Annotated in this window: 17 protein-coding genes; 6 read left to right on the forward strand and 11 right to left on the reverse strand. The window is 59.1% G+C overall.

Annotation, left to right across the window (positions count from 1 at the left end):
• Nucleotides 1-213: 213 nt before the first annotated feature.
• Nucleotides 214-1,155, forward strand: a complete 942-nt coding sequence (locus VFU66_RS13330) for a branched-chain amino acid transaminase (RefSeq protein WP_326446755.1) — start codon at nt 214-216, stop codon at nt 1,153-1,155.
• A gap of 186 nt (nt 1,156-1,341) precedes the next feature.
• On the opposite strand, the gene VFU66_RS13335 is transcribed toward VFU66_RS13330, so the two are convergent.
• The 8 genes from VFU66_RS13335 to VFU66_RS13370 all read right to left on the reverse strand — a co-directional run bounded on the left by VFU66_RS13335 (nt 1,342) and on the right by VFU66_RS13370 (nt 11,325).
• Nucleotides 1,342-3,450 carry a glycosyl hydrolase family 18 protein gene (locus VFU66_RS13335; protein ID WP_326446756.1) on the reverse strand — a complete coding sequence of 703 codons (2,109 nt, stop codon included), beginning with the start codon at nt 3,448-3,450 and terminating at the stop codon, nt 1,342-1,344.
• Between the two features lie 205 nt (nt 3,451-3,655).
• A complete protein-coding gene (locus VFU66_RS13340; protein WP_326446757.1) occupies nt 3,656-7,123 on the reverse strand; it encodes a TonB-dependent receptor in 3,468 nt (1,155 codons plus the stop codon).
• Nucleotides 7,124-7,545: 422 nt separating this feature from the next.
• Nucleotides 7,546-8,103: a hypothetical protein gene (locus VFU66_RS13345; RefSeq protein ID WP_326446758.1), complete on the reverse strand. Its 558-nt coding sequence runs from the start codon at nt 8,101-8,103 to the stop codon at nt 7,546-7,548.
• Entirely contained in the window at nt 8,103-8,948 is an 846-nt protein-coding gene (locus tag VFU66_RS13350; protein ID WP_326446759.1) for an SPFH domain-containing protein, read from the reverse strand. The genes VFU66_RS13345 and VFU66_RS13350 overlap by 1 nt, the downstream gene beginning before the upstream one ends.
• 92 nt (nt 8,949-9,040) lie before the next feature.
• Nucleotides 9,041-9,478: a hypothetical protein gene (locus tag VFU66_RS13355; RefSeq protein WP_326446760.1), complete on the reverse strand. Its 438-nt coding sequence runs from the start codon at nt 9,476-9,478 to the stop codon at nt 9,041-9,043.
• Nucleotides 9,475-9,972 carry a heavy-metal-associated domain-containing protein gene (locus VFU66_RS13360; RefSeq protein ID WP_326446761.1) on the reverse strand — a complete coding sequence of 166 codons (498 nt, stop codon included), beginning with the start codon at nt 9,970-9,972 and terminating at the stop codon, nt 9,475-9,477. The genes VFU66_RS13355 and VFU66_RS13360 overlap by 4 nt, the downstream gene beginning before the upstream one ends.
• 13 nt (nt 9,973-9,985) lie before the next feature.
• A complete protein-coding gene (locus tag VFU66_RS13365) occupies nt 9,986-10,843 on the reverse strand; it encodes a hypothetical protein (protein ID WP_326446762.1) in 858 nt (285 codons plus the stop codon).
• A gap of 92 nt (nt 10,844-10,935) precedes the next feature.
• A complete protein-coding gene (locus VFU66_RS13370) occupies nt 10,936-11,325 on the reverse strand; it encodes a hypothetical protein (RefSeq protein ID WP_326446763.1) in 390 nt (129 codons plus the stop codon).
• Between the two features lie 186 nt (nt 11,326-11,511).
• On the opposite strand from VFU66_RS13370, the gene VFU66_RS13375 reads away from it, so the two are divergent.
• The 4 genes from VFU66_RS13375 (at nt 11,512) to VFU66_RS13390 (ending at nt 15,219) form a co-directional block, all read left to right on the forward strand.
• On the forward strand, nt 11,512-13,050 hold the full coding sequence (locus VFU66_RS13375; RefSeq protein ID WP_326446764.1) for a hypothetical protein: 1,539 nt from the start codon (nt 11,512-11,514) through the stop codon (nt 13,048-13,050).
• Nucleotides 13,051-13,319: 269 nt separating this feature from the next.
• Nucleotides 13,320-13,847 (forward strand): RNA polymerase sigma factor, encoded by a 528-nt coding sequence (locus VFU66_RS13380; RefSeq protein ID WP_326446765.1) that lies wholly within the window; start codon nt 13,320-13,322, stop codon nt 13,845-13,847.
• Complete coding sequence (locus VFU66_RS13385; protein ID WP_326446766.1) at nt 13,844-14,455, forward strand: hypothetical protein; 612 nt, start codon at nt 13,844-13,846, stop codon at nt 14,453-14,455. Before VFU66_RS13380 ends, VFU66_RS13385 begins: the two co-directional genes overlap by 4 nt.
• Complete coding sequence (locus tag VFU66_RS13390; protein WP_326446767.1) at nt 14,452-15,219, forward strand: secretin N-terminal domain-containing protein; 768 nt, start codon at nt 14,452-14,454, stop codon at nt 15,217-15,219. Before VFU66_RS13385 ends, VFU66_RS13390 begins: the two co-directional genes overlap by 4 nt.
• Before the next feature lie 588 nt (nt 15,220-15,807).
• Here VFU66_RS13390 and VFU66_RS13395 read toward each other — a convergent pair.
• The 3 genes from VFU66_RS13395 to VFU66_RS13405 all read right to left on the reverse strand — a co-directional run bounded on the left by VFU66_RS13395 (nt 15,808) and on the right by VFU66_RS13405 (nt 19,448).
• Nucleotides 15,808-17,385, reverse strand: a complete 1,578-nt coding sequence (locus VFU66_RS13395; RefSeq protein WP_326446768.1) for a carboxylesterase/lipase family protein — start codon at nt 17,383-17,385, stop codon at nt 15,808-15,810.
• Between the two features lie 105 nt (nt 17,386-17,490).
• The gene (locus VFU66_RS13400) at nt 17,491-18,108 is read right to left on the reverse strand and encodes a DUF6982 domain-containing protein (protein ID WP_414649447.1); all 618 of its coding nucleotides are present in this window, start codon (nt 18,106-18,108) and stop codon (nt 17,491-17,493) included.
• Nucleotides 18,003-19,448, reverse strand: coding sequence for a sigma 54-interacting transcriptional regulator (locus VFU66_RS13405; protein WP_326446770.1), 1,446 nt, complete (start codon nt 19,446-19,448; stop codon nt 18,003-18,005). Before VFU66_RS13405 ends, VFU66_RS13400 begins: the two co-directional genes overlap by 106 nt.
• 509 nt (nt 19,449-19,957) lie before the next feature.
• On the opposite strand from VFU66_RS13405, the gene VFU66_RS13410 reads away from it, so the two are divergent.
• Nucleotides 19,958-21,043 carry a sigma-54 interaction domain-containing protein gene (locus VFU66_RS13410; protein WP_326446771.1) on the forward strand — a complete coding sequence of 362 codons (1,086 nt, stop codon included), beginning with the start codon at nt 19,958-19,960 and terminating at the stop codon, nt 21,041-21,043.
• Nucleotides 21,044-21,360: the final 317 nt, after the last annotated feature.

Genomic DNA, 21,360 nt, shown 5'->3' on the forward strand with positions numbered 1-21,360 from the left:
CGCCGTCACCGCCAGAAACGTCGGCAACGCGGCAAACGGGTCCACCAGAAAAAAGATGGAACTCAGCGCCAGCACCGAAAACTGCACATACGCCGAGTGCTGCAACCCGCTCAGACTCGCCAGATGTGAATCAAACGCCACGCTCTCATTCTTGCATGGCCGGTAAACGAACCCCGCTATAATTGGATAAAGAGCCCTTCAGGAGCGTCCTCCATGCCCTTAGAGACCACCAAAAACATCTGGCACAACGGCAACCTCATCCCCTGGGACAAAGCCCAGATCCACGTCATGTCCCACGTCGTCCACTACGGCTCCTCGGTCTTCGAGGGGATTCGTTGTTACGCGCAGCCCAACTCCGCTGGCGTCTTCCGCCTGCCCGAGCACATACAGCGCCTGGCCGACTCCGCCAAGATCTACCGTATGCCGCTCCCCTACACGGTCGAGCAGCTCTGCTCCGCAGTCGTCGATGTGGTCGAAGCCAACGGCGTCGCTCCCTGCTACATCCGCCCCATCGCCTTCCGCGGCTACGGCGAGATGGGCGTCAATCCGCTCAAGAATCCCGTCGAGGTCTACATCGCCAACTTCCCATGGGGCAAATACGTCTCCGGTCACGATGGCGGCGACGTCTGCATCTCCAGTTGGAACCGCCTCGCGCCCAACACCATGCCTTCCATGGCCAAGGCCGGCGCCAATTACATGAACTCGCAGCTCATCCGCATGGAGGCCGACATCAACGGCTACTCCGAAGGCATCGCGCTCGACGTGAACGGCTATCTCTCTGAAGGCTCGGGCGAAAACCTCTTCCTCGTCCGCAACGGCGTCCTTTACACCACGCCGGTAGCCAACTCCGTCCTCAGCGGCATCACGCGCGCCTCGGTCATCACGCTGGCGAAACAGCTCGGCATCGAAGTCGTTGAGCAAGCCCTGCCGCGCGAGATGATCTACATCGCCGACGAGGCCTTCTTCACCGGCACCGCCGCCGAAGTCACCCACCTCCGCTCCGTCGATCGCATCCTCATCGCCGACGGAAAGATGGGCCCCATCACCACCGCGCTCCACAACGAGTTCTTCTCCATCGTCAATGGCCTCAAGCCCGACCGCTACAACTGGCTCACCCCCGTCAACGTCAAGGCAGCCGAGCCAGTCGGCGCATAACTCAGCAAACTATCCGATCAAACCGAAACGCCGCAGAGTCCGTCTGCGGCGTTTCTTGCTGCGCTCGTTTGTCGCGCCACCAAAGCACGTCATCTCGACCGAAGGCGGCGCATTTGCCGCCGAAGTGGAGAGACCCCCATATCTTCTCTCCTACGCGCAAAACGTAACCCCTTATAGCAGATCGCCCTACCTGCCAGCCGGATACCCATGCAACTGCGGCCCAATCACATTCGAGTAGTTGTAACCACCCCACAAGTCCGCGTCGATCGTCCAGAACATCGCGCCAATCATCTCCGGATAACCGCCCGCTTTCCGCAGCTTATAACTCGCACCGGCCGGAGCCTTCCCGGTGATGATGTACTCCATCGCCTCGCTCACCTCCTTCGGCGTCGAGTAGCCAGTCAGAAACCCAACCGCAACCTGCCGCGCCGGTAGTCCGGGAAAGAAATGCCTCGGACTCCCGCCAACGTTGAACCCACGCAACAGCAGCTCCGTCATCGCCGCGTGATAGTCCACCGAGCCAGTCTGATAGATCTCGCCATCCAGCCCCTGCAATGGCGGCGTGTTGTAGTCCTGCACATCGACAAACGAAAGAATGTCACGCACCGCATACGCAATCGGCAGATACGAACCGAACTGTCCGCCATACGCCGGATAGCCCGCCGGAATCTGCGTCCCCTCAGGCACCAGGCTAATCATGAACCCCGGCCCGAAGTGCTCGCGCAAATGCCGCAGCGCGGCAATCATATTCACAATCGAAGGTGTCGTCGGATGCCTGAAATCCGTATCGCCAGGATCGATCACGAGCGAAGGGCTCTCAAAGTCCAGATCAATCCCATCGAATCCATACTCCGAGATGATGCTTGTCACCGACGCAAGAAACCGCTGCGTACTCTCCGCGTCAGGCATCGTGAAAAACTTGCCGCCGCCGCCCAGCGAGATCATCACCTTCCTGCCCTTGCTCTTCAGATACACAACATCCGCCTTGAACTGCGCCGGATCGATCCCTCTGGGCAGACGAAAGTAGAGCGTCCCCGCAGAATCCTTATCCGGCGTGGCAAACGCAACAATGACCACGTCCCACTGCGGCGAAACATCGCGCAGCGCAAACGGCGCTCCTCCCACGCCATGCCCCGTCCAATAGCCGATCAACTGATGCCCATTCGGCGCACCGCTCGGTTGCACTGGCTCAACCGCAGCCGCAGACGAAGGCCGTTCGCCCATGCGGAAGACCGGACACGGCGTAGCAGCAGCGACAAGCGCCTTACGATCGGGGAAACTAAAGTCGCCGCCCAGGCTCGCATCACCGCCAACGTACCACTGCAACAACGCCACATTCTGCACGTGATACGTCTCACTCTTCATGCGTACCTGAAACCCCGGCGACGCCGGAAAATTATTCTTATGATTTACATCCGTGGGCTCAAGCAGAAAATACATAGACCCCACACCCGACCCGCCACACGATCCCTCCTCACCCGCGCGCAGCGAGACCGGACGCATCCATCTCGGCACAACATTTCCCCGCGCAGCCGTGCTCTGCTGAAACAGCGGCGTAGTCACCAGCGGATCGCGCACAGGATCATAGAAAAATTCCGCAAGCTGCTGAGAGAGCGGCTGCACATCCCGATCCGTAACAATCGCCGGCGCGCCGCGCAGATACGAGCCAAGCACGAACGAGTTCCCCGTCGCCCGGTCCACACCGTGCGTGCCCCACGAGCAGCACACCGTCGCGTCACCCAGCGCATAGTACGCCGTGTTGTGCGTCACGGCGATCACCAGCTTCCCATCCTGCTTCGGAAGCCGCTTAAACAATTCCTTCTGCAAAAACTCAAGATCAACAATCGCAATCGTGCCGCTCCTCTTCGACGTCAGCACGTAACCGTACCCAGCCGGGACAGTAATCTTCACCGGCTTCACCTCCGGCCGGCCCAGCAGCGTGCGCCATCCCTTCGCGCCGGGAAACGTGGCACGCATCATCGCATCGATATATTGCGTCTCGCCACCCGCACCAAAGGCAGCCTTCGAGAAGATTGGCGAACGAACAACTCGCGGCACATCCGCGTCTGCGTTCATCACGAAGGACCTGCCCGCAACATGCTTTGCCTCAAATGAGAGCGTGACCGGAACCAGCACCGTAGGAATTGTCGTCACGTGTCCCTGCGCAGGATCACCGCCGGCGAAGCTGTACGATGCCGACCCAACCGTGCGCGTAAACACAGGCACAGTTCCCTGAGCCAACACGGTTGAGGGCAAAGCCAGAAGAGACAACAGGCAGAGAAATGCGGCGCGCATGTTCGTCTTATGACTCCTTCAGAAGAGTGTGCAATTCGCGTATCCACTCTCTCACACGAAGCATGTGAGCAGCCACAGCAGTCAGGAGGCCGTCAATGTTCCTGTTGCCGCACAAGAGAGCGCCGCGCATGTCCACCAAATCGTAGGCGCCTCCAACCTAAGCTCATCGCATAGACGGAGACGCCTCGAACACATCACGTCATCACTAGAACAACAGCTTCAGAGACAACTGCAACTGGCGCGGGAAGTTCTGCTGGTTCGAACCAACCGTCCCGTAGCCCGTGTAGCCGCCCGGCTGATTCAGAGCGATACCCCTCGTATTGGGAATGGGCGCCTGCTCTGGATTGCCCGTACCCGGTCCACCAAAGATGGGTGTATTGGTTGCGTTGAATGCCTCAGCTTTGAACTGGAGGTTTGCTCTCTCTGTAACCGCAAACTTCTTTTCCAGGCCAAGCTGGGTCTGCTGTGCCCAGGGATTACGCACCTGTGTCGTCCTCGGCAACATAGTCACCGCCGTATATTGCGGGAACTTGGCGAAGCAACTCGGCTGCGAATTATTGAGGTAGCTACTCCAGCTCTTGTGGGCGGGTACCTGGTTGTACGTACCACAGTTGTACAGGTCTCCGTTCGGATAACCGACCGGCGTTCCAGACTGGTTCTGGAATATCCAGTCAAGCTGCCAGCCGTTGATGACCGTCCCCAGCAATCCGTGCGCGTTGCTGGCGATCAATCCACCACGTCCAATCGGGAGCCCGTACAAACCGCTAAAGGCCAGCGCCCACGACCGGTCCGAACCGTCAATCGCATAATAAGGAGCCGGATCAACCAGACCCGCACCGCTATTGTTCAGGTAGCTGTTGCCGGTCATCAGCTTCGACCACGTGAATGAGCTCAGGAAGCTAAGACCCCGGCTCAACGCGCCTCCACTGGTGATACGCTTCTCCAGCTTTGCGATCATCGAGTTGTAGTTGCTATATCCGCGTGGGTCTGTATACACATAGATGTTCCCGTTGAAAGCTGGATACGGAACCATCAGATTCTTGACCTGTATCTTCGGGTTCTGCCCCATCGAAACATTCTTAGGCAGCACTCCATAGAACGGGTTCGTCACATTTTGGTTCAGGTAGTTGGGATCGGCGTGCCCTTTCTGGAAGTCAGCCGCACTCAAGCCATTAAATTGCCGGGAGGCGCGAAGAGCCGTTGTATGCGACCCCAGGTATCCAACTTCTGCAATCATCTGCCCAGGAAGTTGCGCCTGGAAGCCGAACGTGAACTGCTGTACCAACGGAACCCTGCGATTCCGCTGATCGATTCCGAATCCCTGCCCAACCAGCGTCAATGCCCCTTGGGCATCTCCTGGAACAGGCACATAGCTGTTGGGATATGGATTCCCATTCAGGAAGTCCGATGTAGGAGTAATGCCGCCATCCGGCGATGTGTTGTAACTGGTCGACTGGTTCCATGCCGAAGCTCCGCCAAGTTCAATGCCGATCGCCTTGCCCAGCTCCCAACCGCCGCGAAATACGATGTTCCGCCGCGCCGCATACGAGAAGCCGAACTTCGGTTGGAACTCGCCGGAGTAGTTGTCATAGGCAGTCAGCTTGCTGCTGGCAAATTGAATGACGCCCAGCAGCGGGTTCGCCATCGTAGCTCCATTCGGAAGCACATTGCCCGGAGGGAAGGTAATCTGGCTGGTGATCGGGTTCGTGCAGGTCAGGCAAATCCCAGCCAGAAGATGATTGTGCCGCTCGACTGGCGAGGTCTCCGTGTCCCACCGCAGGCCGACATTCAAGGTCAGATTGCTCTTCACCTTCCAGTCATCCTGTATGAACAGTCCGTAGTACTTATACGATTCGTACGGAGCCAGCGCATCCTGTACGCTTCCGCCGCTCGGATATCCCAGCAGCAAGGAAGCAATCACGGACCCGTCGGGTTTGGAAGCTCCGTTAAACGGATCTCTTCGAGTGAAGCCATCACTGAAGCTGAATTGCCCGTTTGGCTGCCCGACTCCGCCGGTGATGTCGTGATACAGCGCAAACTCCCCGCCGTAGTGCAGGTTGTGCTGGTGGATCACCTGCGTCAGCGACGGCCCAAGATCGTATGTTTCATAGATCACCGGGTCTCCCGTGTTGCCAATCAGTTGCGGAAATCCGTCGTTCAGATGAAACTCCGGTGCCCACTGCCGCGATGTCGTCGGAATGGCAGGCATCGTCAAACCCAGGTCTTTCGGTGAAAGTTTAGCGATGCCCGCCGATATGCTGCCGTTTGGCCCGCGGTTCCACGTCCGGTTGAACGAGAGCCGCACATCGCTGACCAGCGATTGCGTAAACGTATGCGTCAGATCCAGCACCTGTGTCAGACTCGAACGGTAGTTGTCGATATTGCCCGTCATCGCTGGCCCAGGCAAACCACTGTTGTTGCGGAACTCCGTGCCCGACCACCACGCAAACTCGCCGTACATTCGCGTTCTGTTCGTGAAGTTATAGTCCACGCGCGCAATCGGCATGTTGTACCGGTAGCGATCTTTCCCGTTCAACACATAGTTATGGTCGTATCCGGGCCGGTTGGGTAGGGGAAACAACTTCATGACCTTCAACCCAATCGGGCTGATGCGATTGGCCGGAATTGTGTCGTTCGGAAACTGCGTTCGCTTGCAGGTCAAGCTGCCCACAGGAAGACAGTTGAGCGGATCGTAAATATGGCCCCTGTTCTCGCCTGCGATATATCCGCTCAGGTTCACATTCCCGCTGCCGTCCGGATACATATCCGGTGTAGGCACAGTAGCGATAACCGCCGCCGGCAGCACTTCCCTCCATCCCTCAAAGCTGAAGAAGAAGTAGGCATTCTTCTTGAGAAACGGCCCGCCTATCGTTCCGCCATATTGGTGCTGATTGTGATACGGCCGCGCCGCATTGATCTGGTTGTACTGGGACACATTCGCATCCAGCACACTGTTGCGCCAGAAGTCATACACCGTTCCATGAAAACTCGGCGTTCCGCTCTTGATGACGATGTTGACCGCTCCGCCGCCAACACGCCCATACTGTGCATCGTAGGTCGCGGTCATCACCTTTACCTGCTGAATGGCGTCGATGCTTGGAGAGATATTCCACGTGCCTGCTCCGCCGCCGTCCTGCTGCGAGATCGGCGCGCCGCCCAGCATGAACTGGTTGTAGGCGCCCTGCTGCCCGCTGATCGAATACGCATTCGACTCGTCCCATCCGCGCGTTCCCGAATACCCGCCGCCCGCGCCAAAACTCGTCTGCGTAAACTTCACACCCGGCGTCAGCGCCAGCAGCATATACACCTGTCGGCCGTTGAGCGGAAGGTTCTGCACCTTCTCGGGGTCAATCACCGTGCCGCTGGAGGCGTCCGCCGTATTCAACCCAATCGCATAGGTCTCCACCGTAACCGTCTCATTGGCCGCGCCAACCTGCATAACAAAGTTCAGGTTGCTCTTCTGCGCAATATCGACGAACACGTTCGACTGCACTACCTTCTTGAAACCCGGCGCCTCGACCGTTACGGTGTAACGACCCGGCTGCACATAAGGAATCGTGAACTCCCCGCTCCCCTTCGTCTTGTCGCTGTATGTCTGAACGCCGCTGGTAACAGTGACAATCGCATTCGGAATCACCGCACCCGTCGTGTCCTTAACCTGCCCGTAGATCACACCGCGATATTCCTGGGCATGTAGAACGCCTCCCGCCGACAGCATCGCCAGCAGACAACCGGCAATCAAACCGACCCAGAGACAGTTCGATCTCCGATTCGGTTTTATGATAACGCTCTCACATCTTGACCAAGAAACCCTTATCTGAGATTTTCTGCACATCATCCTTCCTCCGGAAAATTGAGAAAATTACCTGTGTAAAAACACCATCTACCACAGGGAATGCACGCGCATGCCCCGCTTCTTGCCAAATCAGATTCAGCAAGAACCTCACTCCGATAGCGCTATCATCAGCGTGCAAACGTTTTACTTGCCCCGGAAGGGGATGTCAAACGAATTCTGACGCAATGCAAAATAATGTTTTGAGGCGATAAAAAAGGCCACGTGCGTGGCTCACGAGATCAATGGCCAGACCTATCGAACTATTGAGTTACACCGTGCAGCACCGTCTCGCGCTGTTGCAGCGTCCCGCGAATCGCCCCAAGCCCACCCTCCAGGTCCGCTATCTTTTCAAGAATCGCCATCCCCGTCTGCTGGTCCACCATCGAGCGCATCAGCTCGCACTGCCCCACAAGCTTCTCGTCGTGCTCAATCAGCGTCCTCAGCGTCGCCGCCTCTTGCCGAAACCGCTGCGTCATCCGATCGTTCTCCGGCACTGGCTGCTGCTGAATCGCCGCCTCCAGCGCGCCGATTCCCTTCGCCAGCAGCTCCAGCTTCTGCGCCGAAGCAACCGCCGCCGCATCTGGAAACGGCTTGACACGCGAAGGCGGCGGCAGAAACTCGCGTCTGTACTCGGTCTCCGCCGCCGTCACACTTGCCATCGCAATCCCCAGCAGCCACGCCGCCTTCGAGCGCACAAGCTGGTCGTCCGAACGCAACTGGTTCTCCGTGCGATAGAAGTTATACCCCCATCCATAGAAGAGGTTTGTCGCAATCTGCCGCAACTTGTCTGTATCGTAAAAACTCATTCCGACGGCCATCACTTCTCTCCCTGCCGTGGTTGCAACCCAGCCTCCGCGCCCACCGGATAGAACCCTGTTGCCTGCCCAATGTTGAACGGCTCGCCCGCCGCCGCGTTCGGCGCGGAGACCAGCCCCTTCTCGGCCATCCGCAGCGCCAGGTAATACCGCACCGACTCCATCGGCGAAAGCCCAATCGCCTGCAGCGAGATCAGCTCGCGCATCCGCTCGTCTTTCGGCATAATCAGGATCTTCAAATCATTCAGCGTAATCCCGTAGGTCTTCAAAAATTCCGTCAGATGGTTCTTCACCAGCTCGCGCACCTCGCCGATGTGCTCGTTGATGTCCTCCATCTTCGTCACCTGCACAATCTGATTGATCGCCTGTTCAATCGCAGGCCCCGCATAATCCGAGACCTCCTTCGTATCGATCAGGTGCCCATTGAACGGCAGGTGTGTAATCAAATCCAGCGCGGCCTCCTTCGTATCCACGTGGATGTAGTAATCCACCTGATACGCCATCTCGGCCATCTCTTCACTCGTTGCCACGCCTTCGCTGCGAATCAGCAGCTTCGAGCGGTTGATGTAGATCACCTCATACACCCACGGCGAGTTGCCCCCGAAAAAGCCCTGCGCAATCGATCCCAGTAGCGGCTTATCCGGAGTCGTCAACGCATACTGCCCCGTCTCATACACATTCAGCACTGCCCCGCGCGACTTCAGCACGCAGAAGTGGTTGCTCTCCACTGTCAGCAGTGAACCGGACACGATATTCTCGTCTGCAATCTTGACCGCCAACACCTTTGTCCCCAGAATGTCCGTGCCATCCGGCATCAGCGAAGTAATAACCTGCCGTGCAATCGCCATCGTCGTTCCTCTCCGTCAACTCAGTCTCAACAACGCGACCCAGCATACTCCAATCCATAAAGCGCCGCATCACCTTTAGGCCTGCCCCTTTCCTAATGCACCCCGTCTGCGTGGTTCAAAATCGGCCCCAGAAGATACGCGACAAAAAAACCCGCGCTCCAGATCAAGGCAGAGACCCACAGCAGCACGCGACTTAACCGGCTCACCTCCCCACACGTCGCCGGATCGTCCGCATCGCAGACCGTCCCCTGCCGCAACCTCGGAGCAACCACATAAGTCACCACAAAGCTCGCGGCAATCAACACCCCGGCTATGCTGAACGTCCATACCTTGTGCCGTGAAAATCCAACCAGCCAGGGAGCGGCGGAAAGCAGTGACGCCACCGCCGTGCCCATCCCCACCAGCACCAGCACCGAAGGCAGCGCACAGCAGATCAACGTGCTGAACGAACCAAACAGCGAGAAGTAGTTCAGCAGTGCCGCCCTGCGTGCGCGCCTCCTGGCGTCCGGCAACACAGGCCGCGTGCTCATCGTGCCTCCTTAATCGTCGTGTAACGCAACGTGTCCGAAACCTTGCCGCGCCCCGACTGCGGCACTGTTCCCTCCACCATCACCGTCTTGCCCATCAGGCCCGCAACATCCGCACTCGCGCCCAGCGGCGTCAACGCATAGCGGTCCTTCGTTCCCGAAACCTCCAGAAACGGAGCACTCGCCGAACCCGAAAGCTGACCCCGCACCACTACCTTCGCATCTTTGTGCGTGAACCCGTTCTGCTCCACCGCCTTGTTGAACTGGCGCATGTCCGCGCCATTACCCGGCGCAAGCATAATGCCAACCAGCCCCGTATTCAAATCCACGCTGACTGCCGACACGCCCTGTATACCCATCATCGATACGTGAATCGCATGAGCGCACGGCGCGCAATCCATGCCGAAGACCGTCATATTCACCTGCCTGTACTCTGCCCGCGCCGAAGCGCCGAACACAGCCAACAACACCGTCGCAATCATTCCAATAGCTTTCATAACATCGCTCCTTTCAGCGAGAACTTGCATGTGAGGAATACCTCAGGTAACTGATATTGATCGCAAACCGAATCCGCTCGCGCCCGTACAGCGAAGACGAAACATCGCGGAACAGCGGCCCCTGCACTCCGCCTTCAATCGCTACATCCTTGAAGATGGCCAACACCGAAGGCCCCAGCCATAGCGTCGTCGTGCTGCTATGCGGAATCACGCTTCCGGCGCGAAGCACACCGCCGGTATGCTCGCCCGTCAACTCAGCGAACCCGCGATAATCCCACTGGTCAACGCCCCTTCTCAGACTCGCCGGACGATACCCATACACCGCGCTCCACGAAGCCGTATACGGCCTGCGGTCATGGCTCGCCTCGGCAAACCGCGTATAGCCGCCGCCCGCCCAGAAGTACTGGCTCCGCGACGCCAGCCCCGAAGCGATCGTAGCCGTCACACCCGGCGCGCGATGCAGATCAGCCAGCACCCCCGAATCACGCTGAGGCCCCGGAACCACCAGCCCCAGCGACGCCGTCGATTCCACCCGCTTGCCCACCGAAGTCACCGAGTGCAGAAAGCGCCACGACCCGCTCGCCGCCCACTCGCCACCGCCCGCCATGCGCGTCTCCGGCAGTGCCCCGCTCCCGATCGTCGTCGGAACGACAGCCGTCACCGTAATGTGCGGCGTAATTCCATATCCAATCTGCGAAACCGATGTCGTCTGCGTCCCCGGCGATCCATACCGGCCAATCAATCCGGTATCGAAGCTGAACTCACGCGCCGAGTTCACCGGCGTCGCATAACTGAAGACAGGGCCATGATCGGCAGCCAGAGCCGCTCCGGGCAAGGCCAGCGCCCAGAGAACCACAACCAGCGTTTTCATAAAAATCTCCTTCGATCAAATGAAGCGCGAACAGAGACGAGCGCGCACGCGCCCGCACAAGTCAGCAGTGCATGAATCAGATCGAAGGAGAATCAGATACGGAGAACGGTACTTCGCGCGACCGTCAACCCAGGCGGCGCATGGTCCATCACCGGGCCGCCCAGTGCAACCCGCGACGGCACAGGCACAGCAGCCACAACCTGCGCGACAACAAGCCACTGCACCGGCAACGACGCGGCCGGCGTAGCAAGCTGTTGCAGATCACGATGCGCCACCATCCGGCAGCACTTCATCGCAGTCATCTCGCCGCACTGCCGATGCATCGCCACACAGCACGCACTCTCTTCATGGCTCATCGCCACACCCGTCACGCAGGCCATCACTGGCCCCGAGGCGCCAATCAGCACAAGCAGAATCACGATACCGGCAAGCCGTCGCATCACCGTCAGTATACGCCTGCACTCCTGCTCGCTCCGCTGCATCGCATCTCAACCGAAAACAGCTATACACACAACAAAACTCCACCCCAGGGAAAGGCCTGACACATGGTACGTTCATAAATGACCGCCGGGTTTCGCACTTCCCGGACAAACACGCACCACACCTGAAGCAACGTAATGCGCAAGCCGCACTGACCTGACCTTTCGTTTGCCCAAAGGAAGTCCACGTTGATTCGTTCTCTTCGCAGAGTCGTTGTCTCCGTCCCCATCCTTTGCGCGGTCATCTTCTGCATTACCTCGCTGCGCTGGCCTCTTGTCGGCGATGCGTCGCTGATGCACTACGTCGTCTTCCTCATGGACCGTGGCTTCGCACCCTACCGGCAGATCATCGACATCAATCTTCCCGGAACCTACATCGCCGGATGGCTCGTCATGCATCTCTTCGGCGACGGCGCGCTCGCATGGCGGCTCTACGATCTCACCCTTGGACTCGCGGCTGCGGGCGCGATGGTGCTCATTGCGTGGCCTTACCATCGCCTCGCCGGAATCTTCGCAGGCTCGCTCTTCATCCTCATCCACGGCCGCGACGGCATGAACCAACTCGGCCAGCGCGACCTGCTCATGGCCGTCATCCTGCTCTGGTCCGTGGCCTTCACGCTCTACGCATTGCGCCGCAGGCAAATCCTCTTCATCTCCCTGGCCGCCGCGCTGGCCGGCTTCGCGTTCATCATCAAGCCCACCGCGCTCCTCTTCTGGATCGCCACCCTCGTATTCGTCGCTCTACTTCGCCCCGACAATCCATGGAAACCTGCACCGCTCCTGCGCAATGGCATCTGGCCGCTCCTGCTCGCGCCCGCCATCGCACTCAGCTTCATCGTCCACACCCATGCACTGGGCTCATTCTGGTTCATCGCAACCCGCCTCATTCCGCTTCACAACACCTTGCTCCGTTTCCCGAACAGCTACTTCCTGCTGCACATCCTTCCGTCAACCCTCTTGCCGCTCACTCTGCTCTGCCTCGTCGTGCTCGCTGTGCGCAAGCGCGAGAGCATCGCCGTCCTCAACGAAACCGAAGTGCTTCTCGCCCTCAACGTCCTCTGCGGCCTGTTCTCTTTTTACGTACAACGTAAGGCGCTCCCCTACCACCGTTACCCAGCCGACGCCTTTCTGCTCCTGCTCCTCTGCCTCATCTTCTTCCGTTCGCTCGAAGACACTCACGCCTCCACCACCCTCCGCATCGCCAGCGCGGCGGGAATCCTCTTCGCCGCCTTCATCCTCGCGCCGCAGTCTCTTCTGCGCACCTTCCGTCTGCACGCAAACCCCAGCGGCTTCAGCAATCTTCTTCAGAAAGACCTCACGCAACTCGGCGGCCCCTCGTTCGACGGCGCTTCACTCAACAACAACGTCCAATGCATCGACTTCACCGCAGGCTGCATCACCACGCTCTACCGCATGAAGCTCACGCAGAGCACCGGCTTTCTCTACGACTGCTATGCCCTCCAGCCGGACAGCAACCCGGTCGTGCAACAGTATCGAAGAGCCTTCTGGAGCGCCCTGATCGCCCGCCCGCCCCGCGTCCTCATCCTCACCGACCAGGACTGCGGCCACCCCCGCAGCTTCGACAAGCTCCTCCGCTGGCCGCAACTCAACACCCTCGTCGAGAGCCGCTACACGCTCTACAAGCAAGTCACACCGCCTGGCCAGGTCCGCTGGACCGACATCGCGGAGCCTCCCTACAGCTACCGCATCTACCTTCTCCACAACTAGTGTGACGAATCGCAAATCAGTTTCACTTCCGTAGCGCCAACGGCGCGACATACACCAGCCTGGGCCGAAGTCCCAGGTCCCCATCCCGTCAAGATATGAGGGCTGAAAGCCCGGCATATCCCTTCGGCTCTTTCTCTCAAACTCGTCCGCATCGGCCCAAATACCTTCCTGGAGACAAAACAAAGCCTCCAAAATTATTCCGAGCGGAATCGTCCATCGCGCGTCTTTCTTGGTAGAAGAGGCCTATGGCGCCGGTCGAGGAATGTAGTTTGCCAATATCGTCCACCGAGGGCACGCGAGAGCACGACCTCGCCGCGCTCGTCGAGACATACTCCCGGCTGCTCTTCCGCGTCGCCCATTCCATCCTGCGCAGCACCACCGAGGCCGAAGATGTCGTGCAGGATGTCTTCGTCCGCGTCCTCGAACATCACGACACCCTGCCCGCCGTGCGCGACCTCCGCGTCTGGCTCGCGCGCATCGCCTGGAACCTCGCCATCGACCGCCGCCGCCGCATCCGCCCCGGCCAGCTCGACGAGGCCTTCGCCCAAATGCTCGCAGCAAAAAGCCTGCCCGCCGATGTTGCCCTCGACGAGGCGCGGCGCATCAGCCTCGTCCTCGCAGAGATCGAGCGGCTCCCCAAAGCCGAGCGCCACGCCCTGCTCCTCTCCGCCATCGACGAAATCGAAACCGCCGGCATCGCGCAGATCCTCGGCCGCAGCGAATCCGCCGTCCGCGCTCTGCTCTTCCGCGCCCGCGCGCGACTGCGCAAACGACTCGCAAAAGGAGACCGCACATGAAGCACTCGGAACCGCTGCTCGAAGAGGTCTTGTCCGGCCTCCGAGATGCCGAACCATCTCCCGGCATGGAGCGCCGCATCCTCGCCGCGCTCGAGGCACGCACGCACCATCCTGCACAAACGCATCAGCGCCGTCTTATGCAATTCACGCGCGCCTTTGCCCTGCCGGCAGCCTGCGGCCTCGCAGCCCTGCTGGCGCTCGTGTTCCTCATACCATCCATGCGCCGCAAGCGCGTCTCAACGCAACCCGCGCAAACCATCTCCTCCCTCCAGCCCGCTCCAGCACGCATCCGTCCAGAGCAAGCACCCGCTCAGGCAACCGCACCCATCTCCCACAAAGCCACAACACATCGCCTGCAAAAACCGCTTCCACGCGATTCATACGAGACGCTCGCCGAGATCGAAACACGCGCGCCCAGCCTTCCCGCTCCACCCATGCCCCTCACCGATGAGGAAAAACTGCTGCTCAGGCTCATTCAAGCGCGCAACCCCATCGAGCTTGCCTCGCTCGATCACGCCGCCTGGACCTTACAACTGGCGAAGGACAAAGCCCAGTTCGACCAATTCTTCGCACCACCCAAAACCGTCCTCACAGGAGACAAACCATGAACGGCAACAAAAAACGAATCCCGATCAAGCTTGCAACCGGAGTACTCGCTCTTGCTTCAGCCCTGGTGTTCGCCACACTCCCCTCACGCGCTCAGGAGCCGAAAGCAGTCGGCAGCCATGACAACGAGACAGTCCAGACCTTCCACCTCAGCAACGTCAGCAACGCCGTGGAGGGCATGGAAATCGTCACCACCCTTCGCAACCTCGTCGCTCCCTCGGCAAAGATATACCTCGTCTCCGCATTGAACACGGTCGTCGTCCGTTCCACTCCCGACCAGCTCGCACTCGTCCAGAAACTGATCAGTGACCTCGACCGTCCCAACAAAACCTACCGCCTCACCTACACCCTCACCGAGATGGACAACGGCAAGCGCATCGGCACCCAGCACTACAACATGATCGTCGTCGCCGGACAACGAACCACCCTCAAACAAGGCAGCCGCGTCCCCATCGCAACCGGCCAGTACAATCCCGGCACGTCAACCGCACAAATGCAGATGACCTATGTTGACGTGGGTATGAACTTCGACGTGACACTCAATGAGTTCGACAACGGCGTCAAGCTGAACTCCCGTGTCGAGCAATCGAGCATCGCCGAGCAGCAGGTCTCCAGCGCAACCCCGCAGGATCCCGTCATCCGGCAAACCTCGCTCGAAGGCACCGCATTCCTGACTCCCGGCAAACCAATGATCCTCGGCTCACTCGACATCCCCGGCAGCACCCGCCACATGGACGTTGCAGTCGAGATGGAAGCCGTCAAATAGCACTTCCCATCCGCGGGTGCCCCATCCTTTGTGCGTCTTTTGCACAAAGGGTGGGAGACCACAACTCTCCAACTCGACTGTCACAACGAGACCGAAACCGCCCTAAGAAGCCACCCATGAAGTCTCCGATGTTCAACCGGTCATTCTGAGCGCATGTTCGACCCGGTCATTCTGAGTGCATGTTCGACCCGGTCATTCTGAGCGAATGTTCGACCCGGTCATTCTGAGCGCATGTTCGACCCGGTCATTCTGAGCGCAGCGAAGAATCCCTGCATTTCTTTTCTGCGCCGATTCTTTCCGTGGTCCTCCGATACCTCATCGGAGCTTCCCTGGCAAACGCTGCCGGACGCACTTTTTCCGCGACCCGTGAAAACCCGACATATACATTTCCACACCGGCTCACAGGAGCCAACTGTGGTTTCCCACACCCACCTCTTGACACCACTGATAACCTTAAATCAGAAGAACAAGAAGCCCGGCGCGCAGCCGGGCTTTCTGACTTTCAGGAGGGATGGCATGAAACGTGCGCAGATAGTCCAGACCTAAGTCCTTTGTTAGAAGTATTTTGAGTACTTTAATGGGGGGTACCTACTCCTTCGCCTTCCCCCAGGACGAGTCGAGGAACAGATACCGAGCCCGCAAGTCGTCCGGCTTCGCCTCCGAAGTCGCATTCAGATGCATCACCTGCCAGTCGCCTGAGGAGTTGTACACAGGCCACTTCGGCAGCCCGGTCCCGTTCGGGTCGCCCGTCTTCGCAAAGTTCGTCCAGTACTGCTGCATCTGGTCGGAGAGCGCCCGGTCCTCAGGCCGCCACACCGCTTGTTGCCGCGAGTCGAGCGTACCGAAGACGTACTCGATGTCGTCCGAGTGAAATGCCCCAAGAATCTTCGGATGGAACTTGTCTCCCGGCGAGCCCAGGTCCAGCCGGTAGCGATACACCGGCGAGCCGCCCGTCTCCACCTGCGACTCCAGCCACCGCCACGTCGAGTACACGATGAACCGGTCGCCCGCCAAATCGCCCGCCGACTTCACCGCCTCCGCGTCCGTCGCCGCCGGATACACCTTCAGAAAATCTTCCGCCTTCGCGCCGAACAGCTTCTCCGCCTCAGCCCGGAAGCTCTCCGCCGTCGGCTGCGGCCTCGCAAAGATCACCTCGCCCCGAGCCTCGTCCTTGTTCCATCCAGCCAGCAGCGGAACGTGCGCCTGCCTGCCCGCCGCATAGATCGCCCGCACCGACTCCGGCAGGAAGTACCCATCCACATCCGGCCAGAACAACTCCGATGGCACGCCCTTCGCCTTCGCCGCCTTCACCAGCTCATCGGCCGAGAGCTTCCGCAGATCGGCCAGCTTGCTCGTCCCAAACGACCGCTCGGCAAACGCGACGGTCGTTCGCTCCGTCGCCTCTCGCCCAGACAAAGCAGGCCGCGCTGCAACCAGCGAGAACGCGCCTCCGCTCTCGCCAATCGCCTTCTGGAAGAGTCCCTGCGCCAGCGGCGACGCCATCTGCATACTCACCGAGATCGAACCCGCCGACTCACCAAAGATCGTCACGTTGTTCGGATCGCCGCCAAACGCCGCGATGTTCTCCTTCACCCACCGAAGCGCTGCTGTCTGGTCCATCAGTCCGTAGTTGCCCGAGGCGTGGTTCGGAGACTCGGCCGTCAGCTCCGGATGTGCAAAGAACCCAAAGATCCCCAGCCTGTAGTTCATCGAAACCACCACCACGCCACGATGCGCCAGATACTGCCCGTCCTGCCGCGCCTCCGACGTACCGCCGCTGACAAACCCGCCGCCGTAGATCCACACCATCACCGGCAGCCCCTTCGCCTTCACCGGCGTCCACACATTCAGCGTCAGGCAGTCTTCACTCTCGCCGGAGTCGTGAAACACCATGTCTGAATAGCCCGACGTCTGCATGCAGCGCGCGCCAAAATCTTTCGCCTCGCGCACGCCCTTCCACTTCGCCGCCGGCTGCGGAGGCTGCCAGCGCAGCTCGCCCACAGGAGGAGCCGCGTAAGGAATCCCCTTGAAGGCCCGTACCTGCTGGTCCACAGTCAACGCGCCTTCCACCTTGCCCTTGTCCGTCTTCACCACCAGCGGATTGGCTGCAAAGGCTGTTGCGGCAAGCACGCACGTCCCCAGGGACCACATCAAAGAGATCTTCATTCCACGCAGATGCATTCACTTTTCTCCGCGCCCAACTTATCACAGAACAGGCCGCGCCGCTCAGCAGTCAAACGTTTTAGGTCAGACTGCCACCCGCACCAGGTCCTATTTCTGTGCTGCGCCCGCGATCAGATTCTTCGAGAAGTTCCTCATTCCGAGCACATGAAAGTCCTTTAGCCCGCTCTTGAGTACATACACCAGCGTATTGTTCCCGTTCGGGTCTGTCGGCCGCAGAAAGAATCCATTCTCCAACACGAAGTCCCGCGTGTTGCCGATGATCCCTTCAATCATCTCGCCGTCGTAAAAGTACACCCGCACCCACAGCCCCGGGATCACCGGAGCATGTTCGTGGAAGTGCAGCGCACGATGCCTCAGGTCGCCGTCGAAGGTCTTCACGAAGAAGACCGCCTTGGCGTCCTTGGTCGGCACCTCTTTCACAACGTTGGTGTCCAGAATCTTCAGCGAAATCGTGTCGATCACATGACCGGAATCGTTGCGCAGCAACTGTTCAATGGAACCGAGCTTCTCGACGTCAGCAAAGCCGCGCACGGCATGGTCTTCATACCGCACAACGACTTTATAGAGGCCGTCAATCTCCGCGCGACTGTCCTTCGCCGCTACGCGCGATCCCTGGGAGCCGGCTGAAGATCGTACTGCTTGATCTTGTACAGCAGCGCCTTGTAACTGATCTGCAGATCGTTTGCCGCGGCCTTCCGGTTCCATCCAACGCCCTCCAGTACCTGTGCGATTGCTGTCGATTCGGCGTCGCCCTTAAGGCTCCGCACCATCGCCTTCAGCCCGGCGCCATTCGGCGGTTCAGCGGCTGCCGCCACCGGAGCCGTCGCTCCCTGGTACACGGTTGAAGGAGATAGCTCCTCCAGAATAGCCTTTTCTTCGCCCAGCACAAGATACCGGTTGACTACATTTTCAAGCTCGCGCAGATTGCCCGGCCACGAGTGTTCCATCAGCCCATTGAGCAGCGCCGTCGAAAACGGCAACGCCTCGCGCCCGTATTTCTTCGAGCTCTTGCGCATGAAATACTCCGCCAGCACCGGAATCTCGTCCTTGCGCTCGCGCAGCGGCGGGATGCTCAGGGTAAACCCATTCAGCCTGTAATAGAGGTCTTCGCGGAACGTCTTGTTCGCCATCGCCTCTTTCATATTGATATTGGTCGCGGCTATAACGCGAACGTCCACCTTCATCGGCGACCGGCTGCCCAGCCGCGAGAACGTTCCGTCCTGAAGCACCTGCAAGAGCTTCGCCTGTAGCATCGCGGGCATTTCGCCGATCTCATCCAGAAAGATCGTTCCGCCTGAGCAGACCTCGAACTTGCCCGGCTTGGTCTTGACCGCGCCGGTAAACGCGCCCTGCTCGTAGCCGAAAAGCTCGCTCTCCAGCAGGTCCGCCGGCACCGCCGCGCAGTTCACCTTCAGGAAGATGTTCTGGCTCCGCGACGACATCTTGTGCGTATAGAGCGCCAGAATCTCCTTGCCTGTACCGCTCTCGCCCAGAATCAGCAGCGGGATGTCGGCCCGCGCCACCAGCGACGCCTGCGACTCTAGCTCGCGCATCCGTTTGCTCGAACGCACGAACGAGTGGTTCTCGTTCAGCGGAATCTCTTTCAGCGCGTCGGCAGCAGGAACTTTCTTTTCCACAGCAGAGAGGTGCTCTTCAATCGCCTGCTCCACGTCCGAGCCCACGAACGGCTTCATCACGATCGCGCGCACACCAAGGCGGATCACCATCTCCAGATCGCGCAGCTCGGCCGAGCATGAAAGCACAATCACCGGCAGGTTGGGCTTCGAGCAACGGATATTTGTTAAGAGTGGCAGCGAGTCCCGGTTCGAGTGCATGGCCAGCAGCAGCAGATCAGGAGCTTCCTTCTGCTCCAACCGATCCAGCAGCGTCTGCTCTTCGGAGAACAGATTCAGACAATACTTGTCCCCGAGCGTGAGCCTCAGATAATCCAGCACGGCCAGATCTGGCTCAAGAATATGTATCTTCGGCTGCAACTTCGAACTGGGCTTTAAGGCAGGTACGGTGTACGACAGCGATGCTGACATAGCTACCCCTAATTTTTGGCAGACCGGATGCGATGCCCAGCCCGCGATACGTGTGAACTCGAATGCATCTTCGAGTGTGAAAAAACTTGCCCTCAAAAACTGTTCGGGAAGTGGGGAGGCCTCCGCGAACCCATACTCTGCAAATTCTAGACCGAAACTGAACTGCCACAACAGAAAAATGTTAAGAACTTTGCCGACAAAAGAGATAAAGGTTTTCCCTTTCTCCCTCTCAAGTAGGCCTAGCTTACATGTTCAGACCCGGTTTCCAACAAAAAAATTGAAAAAAATCGTCAGATTACCCCGGTCAGCTTTTGGCATGTTACCCGGAAATATCACATAAATAGGCCATTATTTCCCTTTACCAAACCCCGAACCAGCCCCCAATGGTCAGCTTGACCCACAATTTCCTCCACAATTCTCTTGATGGCATAAAATTATGGAGCTATACGTGCTGTGTGAAGAGCATTGCAGAGTTGCGGTTATGCTCGCCCGATAGGAAAACGACCTTGGTGCAAAATACTGAATCCGCTGCCGCTCTTAATCTGCCGCCGCTCGACATTGTCTTCGGCAAGACGGCCGCCATGCAGGCGGTCCGCAACAAGCTCGAGCGCGTGGCGGAGACCGATGTTCCTGTCCTCATCCAGGGAGACAGCGGCACCGGAAAAGAGATCTGTGTCCGCCTGTTACACGCCCTTTCGCTGCGCGCGCGCGGTTCCCTGGTCAAGGTGAGCTGTCCGGCCATCCCCAACACGCTGCTCGAAACCGAACTCTTCGGCTACGAGAAGGGCGCCTTCACCGGGGCCATGACCACCAAGCTCGGCCGCGTCGAGCAGGCCCACAACGGCACCCTGTTCCTCGATGAAGTCGGAAGCCTCGACTTGGGCGTCCAGTCCAAGCTGCTGCAAGTCCTCCAGGACGGCACCTTCGTCCGCGTCGGCGGACACGAGCCTCGCTCCATCGCCACACGTCTGGTCTCGGCCTCGAACACCGACCTTCGCAATCAGGTTGAAGACGGCACCTTCCGGCTGGACTTCCTGTTCCGCATCAATGCCGTCACCATCAATCTGCCACCTCTGCGCCAGCGAATCGCCGACCTGCCGATCCTGATCGACTACTTCATCGAACACTACGCCAAGGTCTTCCACACCACGCCCGAGCTGCTCTCGAAGAGTGCCGTCCGGCTGATGCAGAACTACCACTGGCCGGGCAACATCCGTCAGCTCGAAAACCTTATCCGCAGCTATGTACTCATCGGCAGCGAAGAGGCGTTGGTTGCGGAGCTGATGCCGGAGGAGCCGCACAGCGGCATCGTCACCGACATCGACCTCAGCGTGCCCGTCTCGCTCAAGAACATTACGAAGAAGGCGACGCAGGACCTCGAACGGCAGATCATCCTCAAGGTGCTTCAGGAAAATAGCTGGAACCGCCAGAAGACCGCCAAGTGGCTCCAGATCAGCTATCGTTCGCTGCTCTACAAACTGAGCGAGGCCGGAATGCCCGAGGTGCCGCCGCGTCCGCTGCGCATCCCGCACCTCATCAAAAAGTCCGAGCGCACGCTCAAGCCCGCGCTCTCCTCACGCACCCGCATCTATTAGAGCCGTTCTCTCTCACGTGTAGGTTTCTTTGTTTGTCATTCTCGACACGAATCTGAGCCTCGCATTGATTCGCGTCGGGCTACACCTACATGGGAAACGCTCTAAGGAACCTCTGATTAAGTCTTCGCTTTGAAGGGGCGTGGCTTCAGCCACGCCATCACGTCCCTCAATGCAATGGGCTTTAGAGGGTGCTGAAAAAGTCAGTTTTGCTTAAGGGCACGGCTTCAGCCGTGCCGCTAACGCTGCAAAATCAACGCGGCTTTAGCCGCTGAGGTACGCTTTCTTCCCGGCGAGACACTTTTTCAGCACCCTCTTTA

This window comes from Edaphobacter sp. (genome assembly GCF_035763405.1).
Taxonomy (GTDB): domain Bacteria; phylum Acidobacteriota; class Terriglobia; order Terriglobales; family Acidobacteriaceae; genus Edaphobacter.